This window comes from Pseudomonas jinjuensis, from assembly GCF_900103845.1.
Taxonomy (GTDB): Bacteria; Pseudomonadota; Gammaproteobacteria; order Pseudomonadales; family Pseudomonadaceae; genus Pseudomonas; species Pseudomonas jinjuensis.
The window spans coordinates 135158-160866 of record NZ_FNIJ01000014.1; the positions used below are offsets into that span (position 1 = coordinate 135158).

General features: G+C 67.1%; 24 protein-coding genes. 20 read left to right on the forward strand and 4 right to left on the reverse strand.

The window, feature by feature from the left end; translation table 11 throughout:
• Positions 1-43: 43 nt before the first annotated feature.
• A complete protein-coding gene (locus BLR75_RS19415; RefSeq protein WP_084312315.1) occupies positions 44-1459 on the reverse strand; it encodes a homospermidine synthase in 1416 nt (471 codons plus the stop codon).
• Positions 1460-1652: 193 nt separating this feature from the next.
• On the opposite strand from BLR75_RS19415, the gene BLR75_RS19420 reads away from it, so the two are divergent.
• From BLR75_RS19420 to BLR75_RS19465, 10 genes are all read left to right on the forward strand, one after another.
• Entirely contained in the window at positions 1653-2213 is a 561-nt protein-coding gene (locus tag BLR75_RS19420) for an ATP-dependent Clp protease proteolytic subunit (RefSeq protein ID WP_084312317.1), read from the forward strand.
• 32 nt (positions 2214-2245) lie between these two features.
• Positions 2246-3031 carry an exodeoxyribonuclease III gene (locus BLR75_RS19425; protein WP_084312319.1) on the forward strand — a complete coding sequence of 262 codons (786 nt, stop codon included), beginning with the start codon at positions 2246-2248 and terminating at the stop codon, positions 3029-3031.
• Between the two features lie 119 nt (positions 3032-3150).
• On the forward strand, positions 3151-4131 hold the full coding sequence (locus BLR75_RS19430; RefSeq protein ID WP_084312321.1) for a quinone oxidoreductase family protein: 981 nt from the start codon (positions 3151-3153) through the stop codon (positions 4129-4131).
• Between the two features lie 13 nt (positions 4132-4144).
• On the forward strand, positions 4145-4993 hold the full coding sequence (locus tag BLR75_RS19435) for a TauD/TfdA dioxygenase family protein (protein WP_084312323.1): 849 nt from the start codon (positions 4145-4147) through the stop codon (positions 4991-4993).
• A gap of 76 nt (positions 4994-5069) precedes the next feature.
• Positions 5070-6122 carry a beta-keto acid cleavage family enzyme gene (locus tag BLR75_RS19440; protein ID WP_084312325.1) on the forward strand — a complete coding sequence of 351 codons (1053 nt, stop codon included), beginning with the start codon at positions 5070-5072 and terminating at the stop codon, positions 6120-6122.
• Positions 6123-6268: 146 nt separating this feature from the next.
• Positions 6269-7567 carry an MFS transporter gene (locus tag BLR75_RS19445; protein ID WP_084312327.1) on the forward strand — a complete coding sequence of 433 codons (1299 nt, stop codon included), beginning with the start codon at positions 6269-6271 and terminating at the stop codon, positions 7565-7567.
• 8 nt (positions 7568-7575) lie between these two features.
• The gene (locus BLR75_RS19450) at positions 7576-8244 is read left to right on the forward strand and encodes a DsbA family oxidoreductase (RefSeq protein WP_084312328.1); all 669 of its coding nucleotides are present in this window, start codon (positions 7576-7578) and stop codon (positions 8242-8244) included.
• On the forward strand, positions 8241-8573 hold the full coding sequence (locus BLR75_RS19455; RefSeq protein WP_084312330.1) for a Rieske (2Fe-2S) protein: 333 nt from the start codon (positions 8241-8243) through the stop codon (positions 8571-8573). The genes BLR75_RS19450 and BLR75_RS19455 overlap by 4 nt, the downstream gene beginning before the upstream one ends.
• Entirely contained in the window at positions 8570-9580 is a 1011-nt protein-coding gene (locus tag BLR75_RS19460; protein ID WP_084312332.1) for a YeiH family protein, read from the forward strand. Before BLR75_RS19455 ends, BLR75_RS19460 begins: the two co-directional genes overlap by 4 nt.
• 170 nt (positions 9581-9750) lie before the next feature.
• Entirely contained in the window at positions 9751-10494 is a 744-nt protein-coding gene (locus BLR75_RS19465) for a hypothetical protein (RefSeq protein ID WP_084312334.1), read from the forward strand.
• Between the two features lie 129 nt (positions 10495-10623).
• Here BLR75_RS19465 and BLR75_RS19470 read toward each other — a convergent pair whose 3' ends face one another.
• On the reverse strand, positions 10624-11637 hold the full coding sequence (locus BLR75_RS19470) for an AraC family transcriptional regulator (RefSeq protein WP_084312336.1): 1014 nt from the start codon (positions 11635-11637) through the stop codon (positions 10624-10626).
• 192 nt (positions 11638-11829) lie between these two features.
• Here BLR75_RS19470 and BLR75_RS19475 point away from each other — a divergent pair, with 192 nt between their 5' ends.
• The 8 genes from BLR75_RS19475 to BLR75_RS19510 all read left to right on the forward strand — a co-directional run bounded on the left by BLR75_RS19475 (position 11830) and on the right by BLR75_RS19510 (position 22284).
• Positions 11830-12168, forward strand: a complete 339-nt coding sequence (locus BLR75_RS19475; RefSeq protein ID WP_084312338.1) for a DUF6332 family protein — start codon at positions 11830-11832, stop codon at positions 12166-12168.
• 127 nt (positions 12169-12295) lie between these two features.
• The gene (locus tag BLR75_RS19480) at positions 12296-12856 is read left to right on the forward strand and encodes an RBBP9/YdeN family alpha/beta hydrolase (protein ID WP_245726174.1); all 561 of its coding nucleotides are present in this window, start codon (positions 12296-12298) and stop codon (positions 12854-12856) included.
• Between the two features lie 103 nt (positions 12857-12959).
• Entirely contained in the window at positions 12960-14876 is a 1917-nt protein-coding gene (locus BLR75_RS19485; RefSeq protein ID WP_084312342.1) for a DUF1302 domain-containing protein, read from the forward strand.
• 41 nt (positions 14877-14917) lie between these two features.
• A complete protein-coding gene (locus BLR75_RS19490) occupies positions 14918-16276 on the forward strand; it encodes a DUF1329 domain-containing protein (protein WP_084312344.1) in 1359 nt (452 codons plus the stop codon).
• 63 nt (positions 16277-16339) lie between these two features.
• Positions 16340-17392, forward strand: coding sequence for a WD40/YVTN/BNR-like repeat-containing protein (locus BLR75_RS19495; RefSeq protein ID WP_084312346.1), 1053 nt, complete (start codon positions 16340-16342; stop codon positions 17390-17392).
• 18 nt (positions 17393-17410) lie between these two features.
• A complete protein-coding gene (locus BLR75_RS19500) occupies positions 17411-19849 on the forward strand; it encodes an efflux RND transporter permease subunit (protein ID WP_084312348.1) in 2439 nt (812 codons plus the stop codon).
• A gap of 64 nt (positions 19850-19913) precedes the next feature.
• On the forward strand, positions 19914-21584 hold the full coding sequence (gene phaC / locus BLR75_RS19505) for a class II poly(R)-hydroxyalkanoic acid synthase (RefSeq protein WP_084312350.1): 1671 nt from the start codon (positions 19914-19916) through the stop codon (positions 21582-21584).
• Between the two features lie 184 nt (positions 21585-21768).
• The gene (locus BLR75_RS19510; RefSeq protein WP_090416127.1) at positions 21769-22284 is read left to right on the forward strand and encodes a GNAT family N-acetyltransferase; all 516 of its coding nucleotides are present in this window, start codon (positions 21769-21771) and stop codon (positions 22282-22284) included.
• A gap of 47 nt (positions 22285-22331) precedes the next feature.
• On the opposite strand, the gene BLR75_RS19515 is transcribed toward BLR75_RS19510, so the two are convergent.
• Positions 22332-22856, reverse strand: coding sequence for an RrF2 family transcriptional regulator (locus BLR75_RS19515; protein WP_084312354.1), 525 nt, complete (start codon positions 22854-22856; stop codon positions 22332-22334).
• Positions 22857-23120: 264 nt separating this feature from the next.
• Between BLR75_RS19515 and BLR75_RS19520 the strand changes: the two genes are divergently transcribed.
• Positions 23121-24323 (forward strand): NAD(P)/FAD-dependent oxidoreductase, encoded by a 1203-nt coding sequence (locus BLR75_RS19520; RefSeq protein WP_084312355.1) that lies wholly within the window; start codon positions 23121-23123, stop codon positions 24321-24323.
• A 35-nt stretch (positions 24324-24358) separates the two neighbouring features.
• Complete coding sequence (locus BLR75_RS27110; RefSeq protein WP_245726175.1) at positions 24359-24757, forward strand: gamma-butyrobetaine hydroxylase-like domain-containing protein; 399 nt, start codon at positions 24359-24361, stop codon at positions 24755-24757.
• A gap of 3 nt (positions 24758-24760) precedes the next feature.
• On the opposite strand, the gene BLR75_RS19530 is transcribed toward BLR75_RS27110, so the two are convergent.
• Positions 24761-25663, reverse strand: coding sequence for a LysR substrate-binding domain-containing protein (locus BLR75_RS19530; RefSeq protein WP_084312357.1), 903 nt, complete (start codon positions 25661-25663; stop codon positions 24761-24763).
• Positions 25664-25709: the final 46 nt, after the last annotated feature.

Genomic DNA, 25709 nt, shown 5'->3' on the forward strand with positions numbered 1-25709 from the left:
TATATCGAATTATTCAATGATGCATTCCGCTCCCCTGAAACGTTCAGGACGCGCGGAAGTTGCGGAACTGCCAGGGATCGCCCTGATCCAGCTGCGGTTCGGCGAACAGCCGTTCACGCCCGGCCAGGGGCGTCCAGTCGCTGTAGAAGCCGCCCAGCTCGCCGAGATAGGGCGCGCAGAGTTCGAGGATTTCCCGGTAGGGCAGGTCGTCCGGTTCGAGGATGCCACGCGCCGGGTTGCGCATGGCCCAGATCACCCCGGCCATCACCGCTGCGGCCACCTGCAGGCTGGTGGCGTTGTTGTGCGGGCAGAGCCGGCGGGCGTCGGCGATGCCCAGCCGCGAGCCGTACCAGTAGCTGCCGCGGGCGTGGCCCATGAGCAGCACGCCGAGTTCGTCCATGCCGCCGGCGATGTCGTCGAACAGCAGGCGCTGGCGGCTCTGCGCAGTCCAGTGGCGCGCGGCCAGTTCGTTGAGCGACAGCACGGCGTCGTCGCATGGGCGGTAGGCGTAGTGCACCGTGGGCCGGTAGGCGGGATGGGCGCCCTCGCCGAGGCTGAGGAACTCGGCGATGGAGATCGCCTCGCTGTGGGTGATCAGCCAGCCCAGCGTCGGCCCCGCGCCGGGAGTCCAGCTGTACACCTGGGTGGCGCCGCCGGGGCGCTGCAGGTAGATCGCCGCCTGGCTGCCGAAGGCGTGGCGGCGGCCGTCGGCGGGCAGGCCGCGTTCGTGGCTGCCCCAGCCCAGTTCGGCGGGCTGGCAGATTTCGCCGATGAAGCCGTCCACCGACCAGGTATTGACGAACTCGTCCGGCTCCCTGTGCCGGTTGGAATACTGCGAGTCGTACTCGGCGATGTGGACGCAACGCACGCCCAGGCGCTGCGCCAGGCGTGCCCAGTCCTCGCGGCTGGCGGGCGGCGCGGCCTTGTCGCCGAGGTCCCGGGCGAGGTTCTCCAGCGCCTGCTTGAGCAGGTGCGAGACCAGCCCCGGATTGGCGCCGTGGGTGAGCAGGGCGGTGGGCGAATCGGGCTTCGCGCGCAAGGCCAGCGCCGCATGACGCTGGGCGTAGTTGGAACGTTCCGAGGGTGTCTGCGAGGCGTCCGTATAGCCGCCGGCCCAGGGCTCGATGCAGGTGTCCAGGTACAGCGCGCCGCGGGTCTGGCAGAGGGCGAGCAATGCCTGGCTGGAAACCTGCACCGACAGGTTGAGCAGGAAATCGCCGCTGCCGAGCAAGGGCTCCAGCACCTGGTGGAAGTTCTCCGCGGTCAGCGCGCCGGACTCGACCCGCACGCCGTATTCGCGTTCGGCGTCGCGCGCCGCCTGGTCGGGACAGACGACCAGCACCTGCTGCGGATCGAGTTCGATGTGCCTGAGCAGCAGCGGCAGCACGCCGCGGCCGATGCTGCCATAGCCGATCATTACCAGGCGCCCGGCGAAGGGCTGTCTGCGTGGGGTGGTCATGCTGGCCTCCTCGATCCCCTGCGGTGGGTGCGCACCGGCCAACGGCGGGGCAGGGGCTTCTCACCGGACATCTCGGGATCTCCTTCTTTCAGCATAGGACCCCGGATTGGCCCGCCGCATTTCGGAAAGGTTGAACGCCCCGCGTGGAGACCTACTCTCACCAGCAAGCCGTCCAGACGCGGAGGTCACGAGCATGTCCAGCCACAGCACGCACGTCATCCACTTCACCGGCCCGATCACCGCCTCGACCTGCGGCAACCTGATCAGCACCTGCGTCAAGGTCGTGCAGCAGGAAGCCGAGCGCCTGGTGCTGAAGATCGCCACCATGGGCGGCGACTGCAGCTACGGCTTCACCCTCTACAACTTCCTGCGCACCCTGCCGCTGCAGGTCGACACCCACAACCTCGGCACGGTGGAGTCGATGGGCAACATCCTGTTCCTCGCCGGCGAGCGACGCACCGCCTGCCGCTACAGCAAGTTCCTGTTCCATCCGTTCCACTGGACGCTGCACGGCTCGGTGGACCACGCGCGGATGAGCGAATACGCCATGAGCCTGGACTACGACCTGCGCCTGTATGCCGACATCGTCGCCGAGCGCACCCGCGATGCGCGCGAGCCGCTGGACATCCCGCGCTACCTGATGGCCTATCCGCGCATCGTCGAGCCTGACGAAGCGCTGGACTGCGGGCTGATCCAGGCGGTCGACGAACTGCCCGTGGCGGGCTCCGCCCAGCAGTGGTCGGTGCACTGCTGAGGTCTGCTAGGCTGGATCGAGCAGCCCCCGGGATGGCCGGAATGAAGATCGCCAGCTACAACATCAACGGCATCCGCTCGCGTCTGCCGATCCTGCTGCAATGGCTGGAACGGGAGGCCCCGGACGCCGTCTGCCTGCAGGAACTCAAGGCGCCGGACAACGCCTTCCCCGCCGAAGAACTGCGCAAGGCCGGCTACGGCGCGGTGTGGCTCGGCCAGCCGTCGTGGAACGGCGTGGCGATCCTCGCCCGCGATGCCGAGCCGGTGGAAGTGCGCCGCGGCCTGCCGGGCGACGACAGCGACCTGCACAGCCGCTACATCGAGGCGGCGGTGAACGGCGTGCTGGTCGCCTGCCTCTACCTGCCCAACGGCAACCCGCAGCCGGGGCCGAAGTTCGACTACAAGCTGGCCTGGTTCGAACGCCTGATCGCCCATGCCGCCGGGCTGTACGCCAGCGGCCATCCGGTGGTGATCGCCGGCGACTTCAACGTGGTGCCCACCGACGAGGACATCTACGACACCCGCTCCTGGCTGAAGGACGCGCTGCTGCAGCCGGAAAGCCGCGACTGCTACCGGCGCCTGCTGGCCCAGGGCTGGACCGACGCGATCCGCGCGCGCCATCCGGACGAGCGCATCTACACCTTCTGGGACTACTTCCGCCAGCACTGGCCGCGCAACGCCGGCCTGCGCATCGACCACCTGCTGCTCAGCGCCGACCTCGCCCCGCATCTCGCCGATGCCGGCGTCGACCGCTGGGTGCGCGACCTGGCGCATACCAGCGACCACGCGCCGGTCTGGGTACTGCTCGACACGCCCTGATCACGCCGCCTGTCATGAAATGAAAAGTCTCTGTCGCCGGATGTGAAGCGCAGATTCCGGCCGCTCCCTAAATTCGGCTCCATGACCCCCTGAACAAGAATCAAGCTGGAGAAAAGGGCATGGCCAAAGCCGTTCGCTTCTACGAAACCGGGACCCCGGAAGTGCTTCGCTACGAGGACGTCGAAGTCGGCGATCCGGGCCCCGGCGAGGTGCGCCTGCGCCATGTCGCGGTCGGGCTGAACTACGCCGACACCTACTTCCGCAACGGCACCTACCCGGTCCCGCTGCCCAGCGGCATGGGCGTGGAAGCCGCCGGCGTGGTGGTGGCGGTGGGCGAGGGCGTGGACAACGTCGTGCCCGGCGACCGCGTCACCTACACCGGCTTCCTCAACACCCTCGGCGCCTACAGCACCGAACGCCTGATCCCGGCCGCGCCGCTGATCAAGCTGCCGGAGACCATCGCCTTCGAGACCGCCGCGGCGATGACCATGCGCGGCCTGACCTCCGCCTACCTGATGCGCAGGATCCACGCCTTCAAGGAAGGCGACAGCATCCTCCTGCACGCCGCCGCCGGCGGTGTCGGCCTGATCGTCTCGCAGTGGGCGAAGCTGCTCGGCCTGAACGTGATCGGCACCGTTTCCAGCCCGGCCAAGGCGGAAGTCGCCCGTGCCCACGGCTGCGACCACGTCATCAACTACAGCGAGGAAGACATCGCTGCCCGCGTTCGCGAACTGACCGGCGGCCGCGGCGTCGACGTGGTCTTCGACAGCGTCGGCAAGAACACCTTCATGGCCTCGCTGGATTCGCTCAAGCGCCGCGGCCTGCTGGTCTGCGTGGGCACCGCGTCCGGCCCGATCCCGCCGTTCGATCCGGTCCTGCTGGCGATGAAGGGCTCGCTGTTCGTCACCCGCCCGGCGCTGGCCGACTACATCGCCGATCCGGCGGAAAAGGCCGAGCTGATCGGCGAGCTGTTCGACCACGTCGGCAGCGGCCGCATCCGCATCGAGATCAACCAGCACTACGCGCTGGAGGACGCGGTACAGGCCCATCGCGACCTGGAATCGCGCAAGACCACCGGCTCTTCGATCTTCGTCCTCTGAGGGAACATCGATCATGCGCGTTGAACGACTGACCTGCTCCATCGGCGCCGAAATCAGCGGCGTCAACCTCGGCGATGCCGCCCGCGACGACGGCCTGTTCGCCGCGATCAAGGAACAACTGCTCAGGCACAAGGTGCTGTTCCTGCGCGACCAGGACATCAGCCGCGCCGACCACGTGGCCTTCGCCCGCCGCTTCGGCGAGCTGGAAGACCACCCGGTGGCCGGCAGCGATCCGGAGCATCCGGGCCTGGTGCGCATCTACAAGAACCCCGACCAGCCCAACGACCGCTACGAGAACGCCTGGCACACCGACGCCACCTGGCGCGAGATCCCGCCGATGGGCTGCGTGCTGCGCTGCATCGAGTGCCCGCCGGTGGGCGGCGACACCATGTGGGCGAACATGGCGCTGGCCTACGAGATGCTGCCGGCCGAGATCAAGGCGAAGATCGCCGACCTGCGCGCCCGCCACAGCATCGAGGCGAGCTTCGGCGCGGCCATGCCGATCGAGAAGCGCCTGGCGCTGAAGGAAATGTATCCGGACGCCGAGCACCCGGTGGTGCGCACCCATCCGGAAACCGGCGAGAAGATCCTCTTCGTCAACGCCTTCACCACCCATTTCAGCAACTACCACACGGCGGCCAACGTGCGCTTCGGCCAGGACGCCAACCCCGGCGCCGCCGACCTGCTGCGCTACCTGGTGAGCCAGGTGTACATCCCGGAATACCAGGTGCGCTGGCGCTGGCAGCCGAACAGCGTGGCGATCTGGGACAACCGCTGCACCCAGCACTACGCCGTCATGGACTACCCGGCGTGCCACCGCAGGATGGAACGCGCCGGAATCATCGGCGACAAGCCGTTCTGACCCCTTTTCGCCCGCCCGGTCACCCTCGCATTGCGCACCGGGTCGGGCCCTTTACAACCCGCTGAAGGACACCGACATGCAATTCTTCGACGATTCGCTGCACCCCGAGAACCAGGAAAAGGTCGTCATCACCGTGGCGCCCTACGGCCCCGAGTGGATGCCGGAAGACTTCCCGGAAGACATTCCGGTGACCATGGAGGAGCAGGTGCAGAAGGCCGTCGACTGCTACGAAGCCGGCGCCACCGTACTGCACCTGCACGTGCGCGAACTGGACGGCAAGGGCTCCAAGCGCCTGTCCAAGTTCAACGAGCTGATCGCCGGCGTGCGCGAGGCGGTGCCGGACATGATCATCCAGGTCGGCGGCTCGATCTCCTTCGCCCCGGAAGACGAGGGCGAGGCGGCCAAGTGGCTGTCCGACGACACCCGCCACATGCTCGCCGAACTGACCCCGACTCCGGACCAGGTCACCGTGGCGATCAACACCACCCAGATGAACATCATGGAGCTGCTCTATCCGGAGTACCTGGAAGGCACCTCCCTGAGCAACCCGCTGTTCCAGTCGGCCTATAGTGAAATGACCGTACCGGCCGGCCCGGCCTGGGTCGCCGAACACCTGAAGCGCCTGCAGGCGGCCAACATCCAGCCGCACTTCCAGCTGACCGGCATGCATGCCCTGGAAACCCTCGAGCGCCTGGTGCGCAAGGGTGTCTACCTGGGCCCGCTGAACCTCACCTGGATCGGCATCGGCGGCGGCTTCGACGGCCCGAACCCGCACAACTTCATGAACTTCATCCACCGCGCCCCGGACGGCTGCACCATCACCGCCGAGTCGCTGCTGAAGAACGTGCTGCCCTTCAACATGATGTCCATGGCGATGGGCCTGCACCCGCGCTGCGGCATCGAGGACACCATCATCGGCCAGCGCGGCCAGCGCATGGGCTCGGTGGAGCAGATCCAGCAGTGCGTGCGCGTCGCCCACGAGCTGGGTCGCGAAGTGGCGAACGGCAAGGAAGCGCGCGAGATCTACCGGATCGGCGTGCAATACAAGGATGTCGAGGAAACCCTCCGCATGAACGGCATGGCGCCCAATCGCCAGGCCGGTCAGAAGGGCGTGCCACAGCGCGCCTGACGGAACGGTATCGATGGCCCCTCAGGGCCAGCCGGTCCGGGACGACCACGCATTGCCCCGGACCTTCAGGTTGCCGGGTCGCGCTTACCAGCGCCGATCGCAGGCAACCTGTCTTTTTCCAGAACAACAACAAGGTACTCACCGCCATGGCCTTCCATCCCGCTGCCGCCGGCGACTCCCACCAGAGCGAACCCCGGGTTTCCCGTCCCTACGCCTGGGTGGTGTTCGCCCTGACCTTCGGCCTGCTGATCTCCGACTACATGTCGCGGCAGGTGCTCAATGCGGTGTTTCCGCTGCTCAAGGCCGAATGGAGCCTGAGCGATTCGCAGCTCGGCCTGCTCAGCGGCATCGTCGCGCTGATGGTCGGCCTGCTGACCTTCCCCCTTTCCCTGGTCGCCGACCGCTGGGGCCGGGCCCGGAGCCTGGCGCTGATGGCCATGCTCTGGAGCCTGGCGACCCTCGGCTGCGGCCTGGCGGAAAACTACCAGCACATGTTCCTCGCGCGCTTCCTGGTAGGCGTCGGCGAGGCCGCCTACGGCAGCGTCGGCATCGCCCTGGTGCTCTCGGTCTTCCCCGCCAGCATGCGCGCCACCCTGACCGGCGCCTTCATGGCCGGCGGCATGTTCGGCTCGGTGCTGGGCATGGCCCTCGGCGGTGTGCTCGCCGAGCAGCTGGGCTGGCGCTGGTCGTTCGTCGGCATGGCGCTGTTCGGCCTGCTGCTGGCGGCGGTCTACCCGCTGGTGGTGAAGGACCGCCGCGTCTGCGCGCCGCAAGCCACCCCGGAGCAGGCCCAGTCCGGCAAGCGTCCGCTGCATACCCTGTTCAGCAGCCGCTCGGTGATCTGTGCCTACATCGGCAGTGGCCTGCAGCTGTTCGTCGGCGCCGCGGTGATGGTCTGGTTCCCCAGCTACCTGAACCGCTACTACGGCATGGCCACCGACCAGGCCGGCGGGGTCTCGGCGATCATCGTCCTGCTCGGCGGCGCCGGCATGATCCTCTGCGGCATGCTCAGCGACCGCATGTGCCGCAACGCGCCGGATCGCAAGATCGCCCTGGCCATCGCCTACTGCGCGATCAGCTGCACCCTGCTGTCCATCGCCTTCCACATGCAGCCGGGCATGCCGCAGCTGGTGGTGCTCGGTCTCGGCATGCTGGTGACCACCGGCACCTCCGGCCCGGCCGGCGCCATGGTCGCCAACCTGACCCACCCGCTGGTGCACGGCACCGCGTTCGCCACCCTGACCCTGGCCAACAACCTGCTGGGCCTGGCCCCTGGCCCCTGGCTCACCGGCGTGCTGGCCGACCGCTTCGGCCTCGACCACGCCTTCCAGCTGATCCCGCTGATCAGCATCGCTGCCGCCCTGGTGTTCTGCGTCGCCCGGCGCACCTACCAGCGTGACATCCAGAAAATCGGCCCGCTGGCCATGAAAACCGCTGTGGTGTGAGTCCCGTCATGACGCTGTTGAACATCCAGATGACCTTCGACGTCATCTGTCCCTGGTGCCTGATCGGCAAACGCAACCTGGAAACCGCGCTGCGCTGGCTGAAGCCCAGCCATCCCGAGGTGGACGCCCGGGTCGCCTGGAAGGGCCTGCAACTGCTGCCCGACCTGCCGGCGCAGGGTATGCCTTTCGACGAGTTCTACGGTCGCCGCCTCGGCAGCAAGGAAGCCATTCGCGCACGCCAGGCCCGCGTGCAGGCCGCCGCCGAGCAGGCCGGCGTCGAGATCGACTACCCGCGCATCCGCACCATGCCGAATACCGGCGATGCCCACCGGCTGCTGGCCCGCGCCGCCGGGCTGGGTAGCGCGGAGCAGGCCGACGCACTGCTGGAACGCCTGTTCGCTGGCTATTTCCAGCAGGGCGAGGACATCGGCCAGGTGCCGGTCCTGTTGCGCCTCGCCGAATCCTGCGGCTACGACCCCATGGATTTCGCCGACGATCTGCATGGCGATGGCCGCCCCTATGCGGGTACCGACCTCACCCTGGCCAGCGTCGGCGTACCGGCCATCGTCATCGAGGGAGAACTGTCGACGGTCGGCGCCCAGCCGCCGGAGCTGATCCTCGCGGCGCTCTACCGCGCGGTACGCCAGCGGACGGCGCCCATGGAGCTGAGCGCATGAAGCGGCTGGTCGAGATTCCGCCGGACAGGCTGCCGGAGGAGGGCGGGCGGCGCCTGTTCCGCCACGAGGAGAAATCCGTCGTGCTGTTCCTCCTCGACGGCGTGTTCTACGCCATCGACGACAGCTGCCCGCACGCCGGCGCCTCGCTGTTCTGCGGCAAGCTGGAAGGCCGCTGGCTGCAGTGCCCGGCCCACGGCCTGCGCTTCAACCTGGCGGACGGCTGCATGGCCAGCCAGCGCGGATTCGGCGTCAGGCGCTATCCGATGGAGTCGCGCGACGGGGCCTGGTTCATCGATTTCACCGACATTCCGCGAGAGCTCGTCCTATGACCGCCACCACCATCGCTGCGCTGGGATCGCGCAGCCGCACCCTGCTGCCCGGCATCCTGGTCAGCGCCATGGTCGCCGCCGCGGCCACTTTCCTTGCCGATCACTACGGCGCGCCGGTGATGCTGTTCGCCCTGCTGCTCGGTCTGTCGGTGAACTTCCTCGCCACCGAAGGCCCGTGCAAGGCCGGCATCGAGTTCACCGCCCGCGAAATCCTGCGGGTCGGCGTCGCGCTGCTCGGCCTGCGCATCACCTTCACGGAAATCGCCGCCCTCGGCTGGCAACCGGTGGCGATGGTGGTGGTGCTGGTCAGCGTGACCATCCTGGTGTCGATCGTGGCGGCGCGCGCCATGGGCTTCAACAAGCTGTTCGGCCTGCTCTCCGGCGGCGCCACGGCGATCTGCGGGGCCTCCGCGGCGCTGGCGCTGTCCGCCGCGCTGCCCAGCCACGGGCAGAAGGAAAAGGCCACGCTGTTCACCGTGATCGGCGTATCCGCGCTGTCGACCCTGGCGATGATCCTCTACCCGATGATCGCCCGCGCCTTCGGCCTCGATCCGCAGCAGGCCGGAATCTTCCTCGGCGGCACCATCCATGACGTGGCCCAGGTGGTCGGCGCCGGCTACAGCATGTCCCACGAGACCGGCGACACCGCCACCGTGGTCAAGCTGATGCGCGTCGCCATGCTCCTGCCGGTGATCGTCTGCGCGGCGATGATCACCCGCGCCAGCGGCGCCGAACCGGGCAGCAAGCGGCCGCCGCTGCTGCCGTGGTTCGCCGTGGGCTTCGCCCTGCTCGCCGCGCTGAACAGCACCGGCTGGGTACCGTCCCTGGTGCAGGGCGTCGGCAACGATGTGTCGCGCTGGTGCCTGGTGATCTCGATCAGCGCCCTGGGCATGAAGACCCAGCTGAAGCAACTCGCCGCTGTCGGAATCAAACCGATCCTGCTGATGGTGGGCGAGACCGCCTTCCTCGCCGCGCTGGTGCTGGCGATGCTGCACTGGGCGAAGTAGCCGGGAGGTCCGTCACATCTCGCAAAGGAGAGTTCATCGTTTCATGCCGCGGGGCAGTAGCTCATCCGGACGCTGCGCGGCTTTTTTATTAGACTGCGGCTCGCTGCCGGCCCGCATGGGCCGGCCGCAATCATGAATATGTGTTCCCGAATAACAACAAGAACGGATACATGATGATGCGACCGACCCTGCTCCTGCTTTGCCTGCTGTCCTCCCTGCAATGCCTGCCCGCCTGGGCCAGCCCGCAAGACGCCCGACAACTCAGCGAAATCGCCAGCTACAGCCGGCTGGTCTGCGCCTCGGCGATGGCCTACTTCAACCCACGGGAACGCGAACCGAACCAGGACCAGCTGTCCGCGATGTTCTACCAGATGAACACCCTGGAACGGCTGGTCCAGCAGCAGGGCCGTCCGGACCCTCTGCAGCGCCCGCTGACTGCGATGAAGAGCCTGTTCCTCAGCCTCGACGGGCTGCCTCGCGAACGTGCAGACGAATATCCCGCGCTGGTGCGCCAGTTGCTGGAGCAGGCGCGGACGCTGCAGCGGAGCGCCGGCGAGGCGGCCGCCAGCGCCGGGGCCGATCCGCGCTCCGAATCCTTCGGCGCGCAGAGCCAGGCGCTCGCGGTGCTGCTGCTGGACTACGAGCTGCGCGGCTATCCGCTTCCCGACCGGCAGGCCTTCGCCCTCAGCGACACGGAGCTGCAGGCCCTGGACGACAGCGTTGGCCAGCGCTTCGCCGAACTCGAGGCGGGCTATCCGCAATATGCCGGCGAGGTGGGCAAGCTCAGCGGCACCTATCGCTTCGTGCGGGCGCAGTTGCGGGGGCAGAAGGCCTATGGACGCGGCGGCGCCGAGTTCTATCTGGGCCGGGCGGTCACCGACCTGAACGAGCTGGCGGAGAAGGTGGCGAACTGAGCTGCCGGTAGGGATGTTCCCATCGCTCCCACGCAGGACCGTGGTAGCGATGGGCCGGGTAGGAGCAACTGTCTTGGTATCTCAGCGCATTTTGTTCGCGAGCAAGCTCGCTCCTACAGGCAGTGCGACTCAGCCCTTGCCCTTGCAATGCTCGCTGCGCCAGCTCGCCGGCGACTGGCCGAACTGGCTGGCGAACCAGCGGGTGAACGAACTGGGCACCGAGTAGCCGAGCATGTCGGCGATCTGCGCCAGCGAGTAGCGCGGATTCTCCATGTAGCGCACCACCAGCTCGCGGCGCACTTCGTTGATCAGGTCGGAGAAGGTCACGCCGCCTTCTTCCAGGCGGCGCTGCAGGGTGCGCACGTTCATGCCCTGGGACTGGGCGATCTGTTCGATGGTGGCGTGTCCCATCGGCAGCAGCAGGTAGATGGCCTTGCGCACCTCGTTGAGGATGGACTGCTCGTCGGGGCGGCCCAGGGATTCGATGTAGCGCTGCGCGTAGCGCGCCATGCCGGGGTCGGCGAGGGGGTTGGCGAAGTCGAGGCTGGCGGCGGGGCAGACGATGCCGTTGAACTCGCTGCCGAACTCCACCTTGCAGCCGAACAGGCGGCGGTGGACGTGCAGGTCCGGCGGCGCGTCGTGCATGAAGTTGACGCTGGTCGGTCGCCAGTGCGAGCCGAGCAGGGCGCTGCACAGGCGGAACAGCACGCCGATGGCCAGCTCGATGCCCTGGCGCGAGTGCATCGGCGGGTCGGTGATGATCTCCTCGCGGATGATCACCATATTGCCGACCTCCTCGATATGCAGGGCCAGGGATTCATTGAGCAGGTGGCGGTACTCGACGATGGTCTTCAGCGCGTCGCGCAGGGTCGCCTGGTGGGAGATGAGCAGGCTGATCGCGCCGAAGTCGGAGAGCTGCCGCGATTCGGCCATGCGCAGGCCGAAGGTGGGGCAGTCGCTCAGGCGGGCCGATTCCTCCAGCAGCTTGACCGCCAGGGCGGTGGGGATGCGCTGCTCCGCATCGGTGGTCAGCAGGGACTGGCTGAGACCGGCCTCGCGCAGCAGCTCGCGGGGATTCAGGCCGAGGTGCCGGGCCACTTCGAGGTAGTTGGTCAGGGAGGCAACACGAACTCGGGTCGTCATGTCGAACGCTTCGCAGGCTTGGAGCCGCCGCCGCGGAACCGGAGTGCCCTCCGGCCGCTGGACGCCGCTCTTGTCATTATTGTGGCTGTCACGAAAAGACAAGCAGGCTAACCGCGCCCGACGCGGCCTGGCAATCTCTTTCACGACACTGGCTACGCTTTTCCCCAGGCAGCGGAACGAGGGGGAACTGCGATGAACGAACCACCCAGGAACTTCCAGGAGCGCGTGGAATACGGTCTCAACCAGGTCTTCGACAATATCCGCAACCTGGTGCTCTGCGCCCTGCTGTTCGCCGCCGGTACGCAGACGCTGAAAACCCACGAGGAGCTGTTCTTCGGCCTGTTCGTCTCGACGGTCGCCGGCTGGGGCCTGATCGTCGTGGCGGCGCTGCTGACCCTGGCGAACATCTGCGTCGGCCTGTTCAAGCTGAGCAAGCTGCGCCACCACGTGATGCTGCAGGCGGGGTTGTGCCTGATCTACGTGGTCTTCGCCGTGCGCGTGGTGGAGATTCTCTGGCACTACCGCAACTGAAGGCGCGGGGACTCGCCGCAGCGCCTGTCATCAAATGCGAAGTCACTGACGCTCAATGCAAAGCGGGCGTTCCCGGGTCTTCTTACTGTGTAGCCATCCCAGACACCGACCCGCCAGAGGCCACGCAGTGAACAACCAAAGCTCGACCGTCCTGATCGTTCCCGGCCTGCGCGACCACGTGCCGGAACACTGGCAGACCCTGCTCGCCGAACGCCTGCCGAAGGTGCGCTCGGTGCCGCCGCTGGAAACCGGCAAACTCGACTGCTCGGCGCGGGTGGAAGCCATCCGGCGCGAACTGGAGCAGATCGACGACACCGTGATCCTGGTCGCCCACAGCGCCGGCGTGCTGATGGTGGCGCACTGGGCCGCCCGCTACCTGGGGCGGATCAAGGGTGCGCTGCTCGTCACTCCACCCGATCTCGACGCCGACTGGCCGCAGGGCTATCCGAGCCGCGAGGACCTGGAAGCCGGCGGCTGGTTGCCGCTGCCGCGCCAGGCGCTGCCATTCCCGAGCATCGTCGCCGCCAGCAGCAACGACCACCTCGCCTCGCTGGACGCCGTGCGGCGGATGGCGCGGGACTGGGGCAGCACCCTGGTCGAACTGGGCGAAGTCGGCCACCTGAACCCGGCCTCCGGATACGGCGACTGGCGACAGGCCGACGCCTTCATCCGCCTGCTCGACAACTGACCGAAAGCATCCCCTGGCCCGTGGCGTACACGCCGCGGTGCTTCCCTGCACCTGCGTGACAGGGGTGGGGCGAACCACAACAACAAGAAATGGAGCCTGCTCGATGATCCACAGCCAACACCCGACCTTGCGCCGCACCCTGCTCGCCACGGCCATCCTGGCCGCCGCGCTGGGCGCGCCCAGTGCACAGGCGTTCGAAGTCGACACCGGCAACCCCGACTGGTCGGTGCGCTTCGACAACACCATCAAGTACAACTACGGCGTGCGTACCGAAAGTGCCGACAAGCGCATGCTGAACACCCCGAACAACAACGACGGCGACTACAACTTCCGCAAGTCGGGAACCAACATCACCAACCGCGTCGACCTGCTCACCGAGCTGGACGTGGTCAACCAGGGCAAGCAGGGCTTCCGCGTCAGCGCCGCCAGCTGGTACGACAAGGCCTACGAGAACACCGGGTCCAACTCCAACCCCTTCGTCAACGGCAACGACGCCTTCTCCAGCATCGTCGGCCAGCCGAGCACCAGCAATCCGGCCTTCGGCAGCCCGCACCTGAGCAACTACGCCCAGCGCTACTACAACGGTCCGTCCGGCGAGATCCTCGATGCCTTCGTGTTCTGGGGCACCGAGATCGGCGAGGAATCGCAGCTCAACATCAAGGCCGGCCAGCACAACGTGTTCTGGGGCGAGACCATCCTCAATCCGGTGCACTCGATCAGCTACGGCCAGTCCGGCCTGGACCTCGCCAAGCTGGCGCAGTCCCCGGGCACCGAGGCGAAGGAGCTGTTCGTCCCGCGCGAGCAGATTTCCGCCACCTTCACCATCAACCCCGAGCTGTCCATCGCCGCCCAGTACTTCTTCGAGTGGGACGCCGCGCGCCTGCCGGAAGCCGGCACCTACTACGGCAGCTCCGACCTGGTGGGCTTCGGCGCCCAGTCCTTCCTGCTCGGCCACACCGGCGGCCCGGGCCTGGCCGGCCCGAACGGCACCCTGACCACCATCCGTAACGGCAAGGACTACGAGCCGGACGACCACGGCGACTGGGGCCTCATGGCCAAGTGGTCGCCGGAATGGCTGAACGGCACGCTCGGCGTCTACTACCGCAAGACCGCGGAAATCCTGCCGCAGGCCGTGCTCGATGGCCGTGGCCTGAGCGCCGCGGGGCCGGCCGGCCCGATCGGCAACGTGCAGCGTTCCATCGCCACCACCTCGTACTCCTTCGCCTACGGCGACGACATCGACATCTACGGCCTGAGCCTGTCCAAGGATGTCGGCGGCGTCAGCGTCGGCAGCGACCTGAACATCCGCCACAACATGCCGCTGGCGAGCATCCCGGCGATTCTCAGCGCCCCCGGCCAGGGCGGCCTGGCGGGCGGCCTCGGCCTGCTGCCGCCGCGCGTCCCGGGCTCCGGCGTGATCACCGACGTGGCGCAGGACGGCGACAGCCTCAGCGCCACCGGCGAGACCCTGCACTGGACCCTCAACGGCCTGATGGCGATCGGCGACACCCCGCTGTTCGACTCGGCCTCGCTGCTCGGCGAGCTGTACTACAGCAACCTGCTGAAGCTCGATAGCCACAACGAGGCGCTCTACAAGGGCAAGGACAGCTACCGCGGCATCGACAAGCCGACCCGCGACAACTGGGGCATCGCGGTCAACTTCACGCCGACCTGGTTCCAGGTGTTCCCGGGCGTCGACCTGAGCGCGCCGATGTCGGTGAACGTCGGCCTCGACGGCGTTTCCCCGGTGCAGGGTGGCGGTGCGGAAGACACCGGCAACTACTCCGTGGGCATCGGCGCCGCCATCTACAACCAGTACTTCGTCGACCTGAAGTACGTCGATTCCTTCGGTGATGCCGAGAAGTGCGACAACGGCGCCACCGACGGTTCCACTCCCAACGCACTGGATGCCACGCAGCGCTACACCTGCTACGCCGGAGGCTATTCCTCCTTCTCCGGCGGCGGAGCAACCACGGAAGACCGTGGCGCGATGTACCTGACCTTCAAGACCACCTTCTGATCCCCACACCGCCTGGAAAACCCAGGCAGGAGACCTACGAGATGAAATTCGTACCTACTCTGTTGGCGGCTTCCCTTGTGGTGGCATTCGCCGGTACTGCCCAAGCCGCTGTTTCCGCCGCCGAAGCGGCCAGGCTGGGCGCCAGCCTGACCCTGGTCGGCGCCGACAAGGCCGGCAACGCCGACGGCTCGATTCCCGCCTACGACGGCGGCCTGACCTCCGCGCCGGCCGGCTTCAAATCGGGTGACAGCGTGCGTCCCGATCCCTTCGCCAACGAGAAGCCGGTGCTGGTGATCGACGGCAGGAACGTCGACCAGTACAAGAACCTGCTCAGCGCCACCACGGTCGAGCTGGCCAAGCGCTTCCCGAGCTTCCGCGTCGACGTCTTCCCGACCCACCGCACCGTGGCGATGCCCCAGGGCGTGCTGGACAACAGCGTGAAGAACGCCACCGGCGCCAAGTCCGAGAACGGCGGCCTGGCCATCGATAACGTGCTGCCGGGCGTGCCGTTCCCGATTCCGCAGAACGGCGCCGAGGCGATGTGGAACCACCTGCTGCGCTACCAGGGCGTGACCATCAACTCCAAGTACGACTCCTGGAACGTCGACTCCGCGGGCGTGCCGACCCTGGCCACCACCGGCAAGGCGTTCATCAGCTACCCGATCTACGAAGACCTGAACAAGCCCATCAGCAATACCGACGTGTATTACCAGATGAAGCTGTACTACACCGGCCCGGCCCGCCGCGCCGGCGAGGCGATCATGCTGAAGGACGCGGCCAATGCCGTCGAAGTGCCGCGCAAGGCCTGGCAGTACCTGCCCGGCCAGCGCCGCGTGAAGCTCGCCCCGAGCCTGGCGTACGACACGCCGAACCCGGGTACCGCCGGCGCCGGCACCTATGACGACGTGTTCGTCTTCAACGGTGCGCTGGACCGCTACGACTGGAAGCTGGTGGGCAAGCAGGAAATGGTCGTGCCCTACAACACCTACAAGCTGACCTACGCCAAGGACGCCAAGTCCGTGACCACGCCGAACCACCTGGCGCCGGACTACGTGCGCTGGGAGAAGCACCGCGTATGGGTGGTGGAGGGCACTCTGAAGTCCGGCGCCCGCCACATCTATGCCAAGCGCCGCTTCTACCTGGACGAGGACAGCTGGGTGGCCCTGGCGTCCGACCAGTACGACGCCCGTGGCCAGCTGTATCGCGGTTCCTTCGCCTTCCTCAGCCAGAGCTACGACAAGCAGGTGCCGGATTCCACCCCGTTCATGATCTATGACCTGGTGGGCAACTCCTACAACATCAACGGCATCGTCGGCCCGTACGGCGGCATCCACTACGTGGCCCCGCTGGCCAAGTCGCAGTGGGCCTCCGAATCGCTGGCTGGCGCCGGCATCCGCTGATCCTGCTGTAGATGGCCGCTGCCGCTTCACGGCGCAGCGGCCCGTTTCCGAGGTAACCCCACTATGTACCTGAACAAGCGGATCGCCCTGGCGAGCCTGGCACTGCTGCTGCCCATCGGAATCTGCCAGGCCGCTCCCTTCGTCGACGTGCTGGACCTCCCGGCCCAGCGCAGCGAACTGGCGGCACGCAGCCCGCTGCTGGACGTGGCCGAGGCCGGCAAGCGCCTGGTCGCAGTCGGCCAGCGCGGCCATATCCTGTATTCCGATGATGGCGGCAGCAGCTGGCAGCAGGCCGAAGTGCCGGTCAGCTCCGACCTCACCGCCGTGCATTTCCCCACACCGGACGAAGGCTGGGCAGTCGGCCACGACGGCGTGGTGCTGCACAGCGCCGATGCCGGACGCAGCTGGCAGAAGCAGCTCGACGGCCGGCAGATCGGCCAGCTGATGACCGAACGCTATGCCGGTGTCGAGCACTGGCAGGACGAGGCGCAGCGCCTGGCGAAGGAGGGCGCGGACAAGCCGTTCCTCGACGTCTGGTTCGCCAACGAACGCGAGGGCTTCGTGGTCGGCGCCTTCAACCTGATCCTCCGCACCATCGATGGCGGCCAGCACTGGCAGCCGTGGATCGACCGCGTCGACAACCCCAGCGCCTACCACCTGACCGCCCTGGCTTCGGATGGTGAGCATCTCTATCTCGCTGGCGAACAGGGCCTGCTGCTGCGTCTAGACGCGGCCGGCGAGCGCTTCGAGGTGCTGCAGTCGCCCTACCAGGGCAGTTTCTTCGGCCTTGCTGCCGAGCCCGGCGTGGTCCTGGCCTACGGTCTGCGCGGGCACGTCTTCCGCAGCGGCGACGGCGGCGCGAGCTGGACGAAGGTGGAAACCGGGTTGCCGGTGAGCATCACCGCCTCGGCGCGCGGCGCCGACGGCAGGTTGTACCTGTTCAGCCAGGCCGGCCACGTGCTGCGCAGCGACGACCGCGGCACCACCTTCCACGTGCTGGATACCGGCGCGCTGGTGCCGGTGGCCGGCGCCCTGGTGCGTGCCGATGCGGGCCTGCTGCTGGTCGGCAACCGTGGATTGAGCCAGCGCACGCTGGTTGCGAAATCACAAGAATAAAACGCGAGGCGACCCATCATGGGTGCGATGAAAGATGTCGAGATGCCGGTAATCCGGACGCTCGAAGAGTTCGATACGCGCAGCGGAAACCTGCTGGAGCGTATCGTGTTCAACAACCGGCTGCCGTTCGTGCTCGTCATCCTGCTGATGACCCTGCTGCTCGGCTACATGGCCGTGACCAGGCTCGAACTGCGGCCCAGCTTCGAGAAGATGATTCCCCAGGGCCATCCCTACATCCAGAACTTCCTGGCCAACCGCGATTCCCTGCGCGGCCTGGGCAACAGCGTGCGGATCGTGGTGGAGAACCCGAAGGGCGACATCTTCGACCCGGCCTACCTGGATGCGCTCAAGCAGGTGCATGACGAGTTGTTCCTCGGCACCGGCGTCGACCGCGCCTGGATGAAGTCGCTGTGGGCGCCCGGCGTGCGCTGGACCGAAGTCACCGAGGACGGCTTCCAGGGCGGCCCGGTGATGCCCGATGGCTACGACGGCAAGGCGGCGAGCATCGAACAGCTGCGGCAGAACATCGCCCGCGCCGGCATCGTCGGCAGCCTCGTCGCCAACGACTTCAGGTCGACCATGCTGGTGGTGCCGCTGCTCGACCGCGACGCGGCCAACGGCAAGGCCATCGACTACCACCAGTTCTCCCGCGAGCTGGAGGACAAGCTGCGCCTGCGCTTCGAGTATTCCGGCGACAGGCAGGCACAGGCTTCCGGCGAGGAAGGGCAGGGCGCGGTGAAGATTCGCGTGATCGGCTTCGCCAAGCTGGTCGGCGACCTGATCGACGGCCTGATCCGGGTGATGTTCTTCTTCGGCCTGGCGCTGGTGACCACATTCCTGATCATCTTCGCCTACACCCGTTGCCTGCGTAGCAGCCTGCTGGTGATCGGCTGTTCGCTGATGGCGGTGATCTGGCAGCTCGGCATCGTCGCCTGGTTCGGTCATGCGCTGGACCCGTATTCCATCCTCGTGCCATTCCTGGTCTTCGCCATCGGCGTGTCCCATGCCGCGCAGAAGATGAACGGCATCATGCAGGACATCGGCCGTGGCACCCACAAGCTGGTGGCTGCGCGCAATACCTTCCGCCGCCTGTTCCTCGCCGGGGTCACCGCGCTGCTCGCCGACGTGGTCGGCTTCGCCGTGCTGATGCTGATCGATATCCCGGTCATCCAGGACCTGGCGATCACCGCCAGCATCGGCGTCGGCGTGCTGATCTTCACCACCCTGCTGATGATGCCGGTGGCGCTGTCCTGCGTCGGTGTCGGCAGGAAGGCCGCCGAGCGCGCCCTGCGGATCGACTCCAACGCCGCGAAGCACAAGGGCTTCGGTCACATCTGGGACTTCCTCGATCGCTTCACCGAGCGGCGCTGGGCGCTGGGCGCGGTGCTGCTGTCGGTGGCGCTGGGCGCGGGCGGCTTCCTGGTCAGCCAGAAGCTGCAGGTCGGCGACCTCGACGCCGGCGCCCCGGAGCTGCGCGCGGACTCGCGCTACAACCGCGACAATGCCTACATCACCGGGCACTACTCGCTGTCCAGCGACCAGTTCGCGGTGATGGTGAAGACCGCGCCGGAAGGCTGCCTGAACTACCAGACGCTGATCCTCGCCGACCGCCTGGCCTGGGCCCTGCAGCAGCATCCCGGCGTGCAGACCACCGTCTCGCTGACCAACGCGGTACGCCAGATCACCGCCGGCACCTACGAGGGCAACCCGAAGTTCCTCAGCCTGCAGCGCAACCAGGACGTGCTGAACTACGCCGCCCAGCAGGCCTCGGTGAACAACCCCGAGCTGTTCAACACCGACTGCTCGCTGATGCCGGTGATCGCCTACCTCAAGGACCACAAGGCGCAGACCCTGAAGGAGGTCGCGGCGATTGCCGAGAAGTTCGCGGCGGATAACAGCACGCCGGAGCGCCAGTTCCTCCTCGCCGCCGGCAGCGCCGGCATCGAGGCGGCGACCAACCAGGTGGTGCACGAAGCCAACCGCACCATGCTGTTCTTCGTCTACGCCGCGGTCTGCCTGTTCTGCCTGATCACCTTCCGCAGCTGGCGGGCGACCCTGGTGGCGGTGCTGCCGCTGGTGCTCACCTCGATCCTCTGCGAGGCGCTGATGGTAGTGCTGGGCATCGGCGTCAAGGTCGCCACCCTGCCGGTGATCGCCCTCGGTGTCGGCATCGGCGTGGACTACGCGCTGTACCTGCTCAGCGTGCAGCTGCAATTCCAGCGCCAGGGCCTCTCGCTGGCGGACTCCTACCGCCAGGCGGTGTCCTTCACCGGCCGCGTGGTTGCGCTGGTGGGCATCACCCTCGCCGCGGGCGTGGTCACCTGGGCCTGGTCGCCGATCAAGTTCCAGGCCGACATGGGCATCCTGCTCACCTTCATGTTCGTCTGGAACATGCTCGGCGCGCTGATCCTGATTCCCGCCCTGTCGCACTTCCTGCTGAAGACGCGCAGCGTCTGACATCCGCACAACTCATTCAATGCGCCCCACCGCGAAGACGGTGGGGGGCTTTCAGGTTTCTGTCATGAGCAAGAAGAAAAGCCTTCTGTCGCAACAAGCGGCGGAAAACACCCTCAACCTCAACCCGGTGGTCGGCCCGCAGGGACGCGACATCCTCGGCACCACGCAGAAGCTGCTGCGCCATGCGATCTCCAGCCCGTTCACCAGCGCCGGCCATGCGATTTCCCTGGGCCGCGAGCTGAAGAACGTCCTGCTGGGCCGTTCGCAGCTGCAGCCGGAAGCCGGCGACCGCCGCTTCGGCGATCCGGCCTGGGCGCAGAGCCCGCTGTTCCGCCGCTACATGCAGGTCTACCTGGCCTGGCGCGGCGAGATGGACGAGTGGCTCGACAGCGCGGGCCTGTCCGAACAGGAACTCAGCCGCGGCAAGTTCGTCGTCAGCCTGCTCACCGACGCCCTGGCGCCGACCAACACCCTGGCCAACCCCGCCGCGCTCAAGCGCCTGCTGGATACCGGCGGCAAGAGCCTGCTCGACGGCCTCGGCAACCTGGCCAGGGATCTGGTCAGCAATGGCGGCATGCCCAGCCAGGTGGACAAGAGCGCCTTCGAGGTCGGCGGCAACCTGGCCACCACCGAGGGCGCCGTGGTGTTCCGCAACGAGGCGCTGGAACTGATCCAGTACCAGCCGACCACCGAACTGGTGCACGAGCGGCCGCTGCTGGTGATCCCGCCGCAGATCAACAAGTACTACGTGTTCGACCTCACGCCGGAAAAGAGCCTGGTCCGCTATGCCGTGGGCAGCGGCCTGCAGACCTTCGTCGTGAGCTGGCGCAACCCGACCACGGCGCAGCGCGAATGGGGCCTGTCCACCTACATCGAGGCGCTCAAGGAGGCGGTCGACGCGGTGCTGGCGATCACCGGCAGCGACGATCTCAACCTGCTCGGCGCCTGTTCCGGGGCGATCACCATGGTCACGCTGCTCGGCCACTACGCCGCCCTTGGCGAGCACAAGGTGAATGCCTTCACCCAGATGGTCAGCGTGCTCGACTGGGAGATGAACGGCGACGTCACCCTGTTCGCCGACGAGAAGAGCCTGGAAGCGGCCAAGCGCCGTTCCTACCAGTCGGGCGTGCTGGAAGGCCGCGACATGGCCCGGGTCTTCGCCTGGATGCGGCCGAACGACCTGATCTGGAACTACTGGGTGAACAACTACCTGCTTGGCAAGGAGCCGCCGGCGTTCGACATCCTCTATTGGAACAACGACACCACCCGCCTGCCGGCAGCCCTGCATGGCGAACTGGTGGACATGTTCAAGAGCAACCCGCTGTCGCGCGCCAATGCGCTGGAAGTCGCGGGCACGCCCATCGACCTCTCCCGGGTCACCCAGGACTTCTACTGCCTGGCTGGGCTGACCGACCACATCACGCCGTGGGAAGCCTGCTACCGCTCCGCGCGGCTGCTTGGCGGCAAGTGCGAGTTCGTGCTGTCCAGCAGCGGCCACATCCAGAGCATCCTCAACCCGCCCGGCAATCCCAAGGCGCGTTTCGTGACCGGCGCCGAGCTGGTCGAGAATCCCCTGGACTGGAAAGCCGGGGCGAGCGCCCACGGCGGCTCCTGGTGGTCGCACTGGCAGGCATGGCTGACGGAGCGCTCCGGCGCCTCGAAGAAGGCGCCGCGCAAGCCCGGCAACCGCGCCTTCCCGGCGCTGGAGCCGGCGCCGGGCCGCTACGTGCGCTGAGGTGCGATCAGGCTGGCGGGCGCGGGTCCGCCGGCGTCGTAGTCGCGCAGAGGGGCATGGCGCCGTCCACCGACTTCAGGGGATTGAGCGAAGCGCCGGAGAAATCCCGGCAGCGACGTTCCGGATATTGCCGGCATCGGCGAAAATGGCAGGCCAGTCCGAGAGTCCCCCAAGAGCGAATGTCATGTCCCTGAATGATGGTGCAACCAGCATCGAGCTGCTGCCGACCGGCCCGGAGCACATCGGGCTGATCCGCAACCTCTACCAGTTCTATGCCTACGAGTCCTCCGACTGGGAGCAGGAGGACGTGGAGATCGACGGCCGCTTCTATATCCACGAGGAACATCTGGCGCGCTATTGGCAGGAGCCGCACTGGAGCGCCAGCCTGATCCTGGTCGACGGCTTCATCGCCGGCTTCCTGCTGGTCGAGCGCAGCGAGCTGCCGGGTATCGATGCGCTGGAGCTGGCGGACCTGTTCGTCCTGAAGAAATACCGCCGCCGGGGCATTGGCCGCGCCGTAGCCAGGCAAACCTTGCTGGGCGGGGAGAGCGACTGGCTGGTGCGTTTCTATCGGCAGGATGAAACCGCCCTGGCTTTCTGGCGCGCCGTGCTGGACGAATTGCCCCTGCCGGCGCACGCCATCGAGGCGGATGACGACCCGCAACTGCTGACCTACCGGGTAACGCGGGCCACTCATTAGCCCGGCGAGAAGTACAACCTCATCAGCCTCGAACGGACCTCTGGCGCTCAGTCCGTGGAAGTCGTCACGCCATCGCGGCGGGCACCCATCCAGCGGACCACCTGCTCGTCGAAGGAGGGCGGCGCCTTGCGCGCCGTCTTGCGCACGAGGTCGAGCAGGGTCTGCTGGGCCAGCGCCTCTTCCATGCGCTTCTGCGCAGTCAGCATGAGCGCATGGATCGAGCAGGTCCCGCTGGTCGCCCAGTCCGGCGCCGAGCCATCGAACACGGCGCAGCGCCCACGAATCTCCCGGCATTCGAATATCGGCCTGGGTCCGTCGATGGCCTGCACCACATCGAGCACGCTGATCTCCTCGGCGGGCCTCGCCAGCCTGAATCCGCCTCGCACGCCTTCGGTGGCGACCACCAGTTTCGCCTTCGCCAGCTTGGTGAAGACCTTGGCCAGGAGCTCCTGGGGCACGCCCTGCAGTTCGGCGAGGACGCGGACGGTGGATTCGCGGCCATCGCCCCGCGTATCCGTCAGGTAGAGCAGGCAATGGATGCCGTACTCGACCCCTGCGCTGTATAGAGCCATTCATAACTCCGACTTATCTGGTCGTATTATTTTGCGTTCACCCGCCCACTATCGCAAGAGGCAGGGCGCTTGCGCCGACATGGACAAAGCCATTTATTGATGAAGGAAGAACCTTTTCGATGGCCGGCCATTTTTTGCACAAGAAAAATCTTGCGCCCTGTAACTACGACAAATATAGTCGTAGTTATTGAGCAGCTGTAAGACTTCCCGACTCCGACGTCAGGCGCTCGACCCAATGCACAACCTTTCCTCGCGGAGAACCCAATGAAGCAACGCATCCTGATCATCGGCACCGGATTCGCTGGCATGTGGAGCGCCCTGAGCGCCGCGCGCCTGCTGGACAGGCACGGCGACCGCAGCACCGAAATCGTGGTCCTCGCGCCCCAGGCCGAACTGCGCATCCGTCCGCGCTTCTACGAGCCGAACGTGCACCGCATGACCGCGCCGCTCGACAAGCTCTTCGAGGTGGTCGGCGTGAAGTTCATCAGGGGCACGGCCGAGCGGATCGACGTGGCGAGCAATACCGTCGGGTACCGTGATGCCGAGGGCGCTGCCGCGACCCTGGAATACGACCGCCTGGTCCTGGCCAGCGGCAGCAAGGTGGCCCGTCCGCGCCTGGCCGGCATCGAGCACGCCTTCGATGTCGACGACATCGACCAGGCCGTGCGCCTGGAAACGCACATCCGCTCGCTCGGCCAGCTTCCACCATCGCGCGCCCGCAATACCGTGGTGGTCGCCGGCGGCGGCTTCACCGGCATCGAGACCGCTGCCGAAATGCCGGCCCGCCTGCGCGAAGTACTGGGCGCGGATGCCGAGGTGAACGTCATCATCGTCGACCGCGGCAGTGAAATCGGCGCCGCGCTGGGCGACGGCCCGCGCTCGCTGATCGCCGAGGCATCCGTCGAGCTGGGCGTGGAATGGCGCCTCGACAGTTCGGTGGCGTCGATCGACGCCGACGGCGTCACCCTGTCCGATGGCCAGCGCATCGAAGCCAGCACCGTGGTCTGGACCGCCGGCGTGCAGGCCAACTCGCTGACCGAGCAGATTCCGGCCGAGCGCAACGCCCAGGGACGCCTGCACGTGGACCGTAATCTCAAGGTGATCGGCCAGGACGACGTGTTCGCCACCGGCGACGTGGCCTACGCCGCGGTGGACGACGCGGGTAACTACGCCCTGATGACCTGCCAGCACGCGATCGGCCTTGGTCGTTCGGCCGGCAACAACGCGGCGGCCAGCCTGCTGGGCGTCGAGCCGATTCCCTACAGCCAGCCCAAGTACGTCACCTGCCTGGACCTCGGTGCCTGGGGCGCGCTGTTCACCGAAGGCTGGGACCGCCAGATCCGCTTCCTCCGCGAGGAGGCCAAGAAGATCAAGACCGAGATCAACACCGTCTGGATCTATCCGCCGGCCGCCGACCGCGACGCAGCCCTGGCTGCCGCGGACCCGCTGATCCCCGTGGTCGCCTGAGACAGCGGCTTCGTCCCGGTAAGCCTCATCGGCGGATGAAGCGTTCCGCTTCATTCGCCCTGCATCTGAACGCGGATCGACCAGCGCGGCATCGCTCTTCAATAGGAGCCAGCTTGCTGGCGAACCGAGACGTCATCCGGCACCACATTGCCGGCGGGCATGATCGATCGCCAGCAAGCTGGCTCCTACATGGGCCGGCGTCGACCTGTAGGAGCGAGCTTGCTCGCGAACAGATTCCCCCTCGACGATACCGAGACAGTTGCTCCTACAGGCACATCGCAGCGCCCGGTGTAGAAGCGGGCCATGCCCGCGCCCCGGAAGTGCGCCTGCGGGCGATCCAGCCGCAGGGCTACGGCGTGCAACCGGTGTTCAGCGACGGGCACGACCGCGGTATCTATCCCTGGCAGTACCTGTGCGAACTGGCGGGTGGCTAGGACTCAGGCGCCGAAGAGGTCCCGGGCGGCCTGGTCCATGAGCCAGTCGATCAGCTGCGCCACCTCGGGCACATTGCGCCTTTCCTCCAGGCTCAGGCAGTAGTAGTCCAGCCCCGCGGGCACCTTGAGCGCGAATGGCCGCACCAGGCGTCCTTCCTCCAGGTCGCGGTAGGAATTGAACTCGTCGCTGAGCGCCACGCCGTAACCGTCGCGGGCGGCCTGCAGGGCGATGCCGAAGCTCTCGATATGCACGTCCGCATCGCCGGGGTAGGGCACCCGGGCTTCCACCAGCCAGCGGCGCCAGAGCGTGCCGTCGTCCTCGTGCAGCAGGCGGTGGTGCACTAGGTCGGCTGGCTGCCGCAGTCCGTTCGGCCCGTGCAGCAATTGCGGGCAGCAGACCGGGAACATGTGCAGGCTGCGCAGCGGACGCCACCAGAGCCCGTCCCACGGCGGCGCGTCGTAGAGCAGCGCGATGTCGGCCTTCTTCCAGTCCACCTCCGCAGCCTTGGCCGCGGAAATGACGCGCAGGCGGATGTGCGGATGCTCGGCGCGGAAGGCGAAGAGCCTGGGCAACAGCCAGGAGGCGCCGAACACCGGCTCGGTGGATATCGTCAGCAGCAGCGGCGGGGCGGCCTGCTGCAGTTCGCTGACGACCTGGCGGACGCCTTCGCCGATCTCCCGCATCCCCCTGGCCACCGCGCCGTGCAGCGTCAGCCCGGCCTGGGTCAGGACCAGGTGGCGCCCCTGTCGGGTGAAGAGTTCCACGCCGAGGCTGGACTGCAAGGATCTGATCTGCTGGCTGACCGCGCCCGGCGTGACGTGCAATTCCGCGGCCGCGGCACCGACATGCCCGAGGCGGGCTACCGTTTCGAAGACCCGGAAGGCGTTCAGGGGAGGAAGGTTCATGGTATCTATTTAGTTTTACTAAACGGAGTTGGCTAAAATTATATAG

What these genes read in the sequence shown, in the direction of transcription:
- BLR75_RS19415 (WP_084312315.1), bottom strand. Translation starts at nt 1,459, where the DNA reads ATGACCACCCCACGCAGACAGCCCTTCGCCGGGCGCCTGGTAATGATC.
- BLR75_RS19420 (WP_084312317.1), top strand. Translation starts at nt 1,653, where the DNA reads ATGTCCAGCCACAGCACGCACGTCATCCACTTCACCGGCCCGATCACC.
- BLR75_RS19425 (WP_084312319.1), top strand. Translation starts at nt 2,246, where the DNA reads ATGGCCGGAATGAAGATCGCCAGCTACAACATCAACGGCATCCGCTCG.
- BLR75_RS19430 (WP_084312321.1), top strand. Translation starts at nt 3,151, where the DNA reads ATGGCCAAAGCCGTTCGCTTCTACGAAACCGGGACCCCGGAAGTGCTT.
- BLR75_RS19435 (WP_084312323.1), top strand. Translation starts at nt 4,145, where the DNA reads ATGCGCGTTGAACGACTGACCTGCTCCATCGGCGCCGAAATCAGCGGC.
- BLR75_RS19440 (WP_084312325.1), top strand. Translation starts at nt 5,070, where the DNA reads ATGCAATTCTTCGACGATTCGCTGCACCCCGAGAACCAGGAAAAGGTC.
- BLR75_RS19445 (WP_084312327.1), top strand. Translation starts at nt 6,269, where the DNA reads ATGGCCTTCCATCCCGCTGCCGCCGGCGACTCCCACCAGAGCGAACCC.
- BLR75_RS19450 (WP_084312328.1), top strand. Translation starts at nt 7,576, where the DNA reads ATGACGCTGTTGAACATCCAGATGACCTTCGACGTCATCTGTCCCTGG.
- BLR75_RS19455 (WP_084312330.1), top strand. Translation starts at nt 8,241, where the DNA reads ATGAAGCGGCTGGTCGAGATTCCGCCGGACAGGCTGCCGGAGGAGGGC.
- BLR75_RS19460 (WP_084312332.1), top strand. Translation starts at nt 8,570, where the DNA reads ATGACCGCCACCACCATCGCTGCGCTGGGATCGCGCAGCCGCACCCTG.
- BLR75_RS19465 (WP_084312334.1), top strand. Translation starts at nt 9,751, where the DNA reads ATGATGATGCGACCGACCCTGCTCCTGCTTTGCCTGCTGTCCTCCCTG.
- BLR75_RS19470 (WP_084312336.1), bottom strand. Translation starts at nt 11,637, where the DNA reads ATGACGACCCGAGTTCGTGTTGCCTCCCTGACCAACTACCTCGAAGTG.
- BLR75_RS19475 (WP_084312338.1), top strand. Translation starts at nt 11,830, where the DNA reads ATGAACGAACCACCCAGGAACTTCCAGGAGCGCGTGGAATACGGTCTC.
- BLR75_RS19485 (WP_084312342.1), top strand. Translation starts at nt 12,960, where the DNA reads ATGATCCACAGCCAACACCCGACCTTGCGCCGCACCCTGCTCGCCACG.
- BLR75_RS19490 (WP_084312344.1), top strand. Translation starts at nt 14,918, where the DNA reads ATGAAATTCGTACCTACTCTGTTGGCGGCTTCCCTTGTGGTGGCATTC.
- BLR75_RS19495 (WP_084312346.1), top strand. Translation starts at nt 16,340, where the DNA reads ATGTACCTGAACAAGCGGATCGCCCTGGCGAGCCTGGCACTGCTGCTG.
- BLR75_RS19500 (WP_084312348.1), top strand. Translation starts at nt 17,411, where the DNA reads ATGGGTGCGATGAAAGATGTCGAGATGCCGGTAATCCGGACGCTCGAA.
- phaC (WP_084312350.1), top strand. Translation starts at nt 19,914, where the DNA reads ATGAGCAAGAAGAAAAGCCTTCTGTCGCAACAAGCGGCGGAAAACACC.
- BLR75_RS19510 (WP_090416127.1), top strand. Translation starts at nt 21,769, where the DNA reads ATGTCCCTGAATGATGGTGCAACCAGCATCGAGCTGCTGCCGACCGGC.
- BLR75_RS19515 (WP_084312354.1), bottom strand. Translation starts at nt 22,856, where the DNA reads ATGGCTCTATACAGCGCAGGGGTCGAGTACGGCATCCATTGCCTGCTC.
- BLR75_RS19520 (WP_084312355.1), top strand. Translation starts at nt 23,121, where the DNA reads ATGAAGCAACGCATCCTGATCATCGGCACCGGATTCGCTGGCATGTGG.
- BLR75_RS27110 (WP_245726175.1), top strand. Translation starts at nt 24,359, where the DNA reads ATGAAGCGTTCCGCTTCATTCGCCCTGCATCTGAACGCGGATCGACCA.
- BLR75_RS19530 (WP_084312357.1), bottom strand. Translation starts at nt 25,663, where the DNA reads ATGAACCTTCCTCCCCTGAACGCCTTCCGGGTCTTCGAAACGGTAGCC.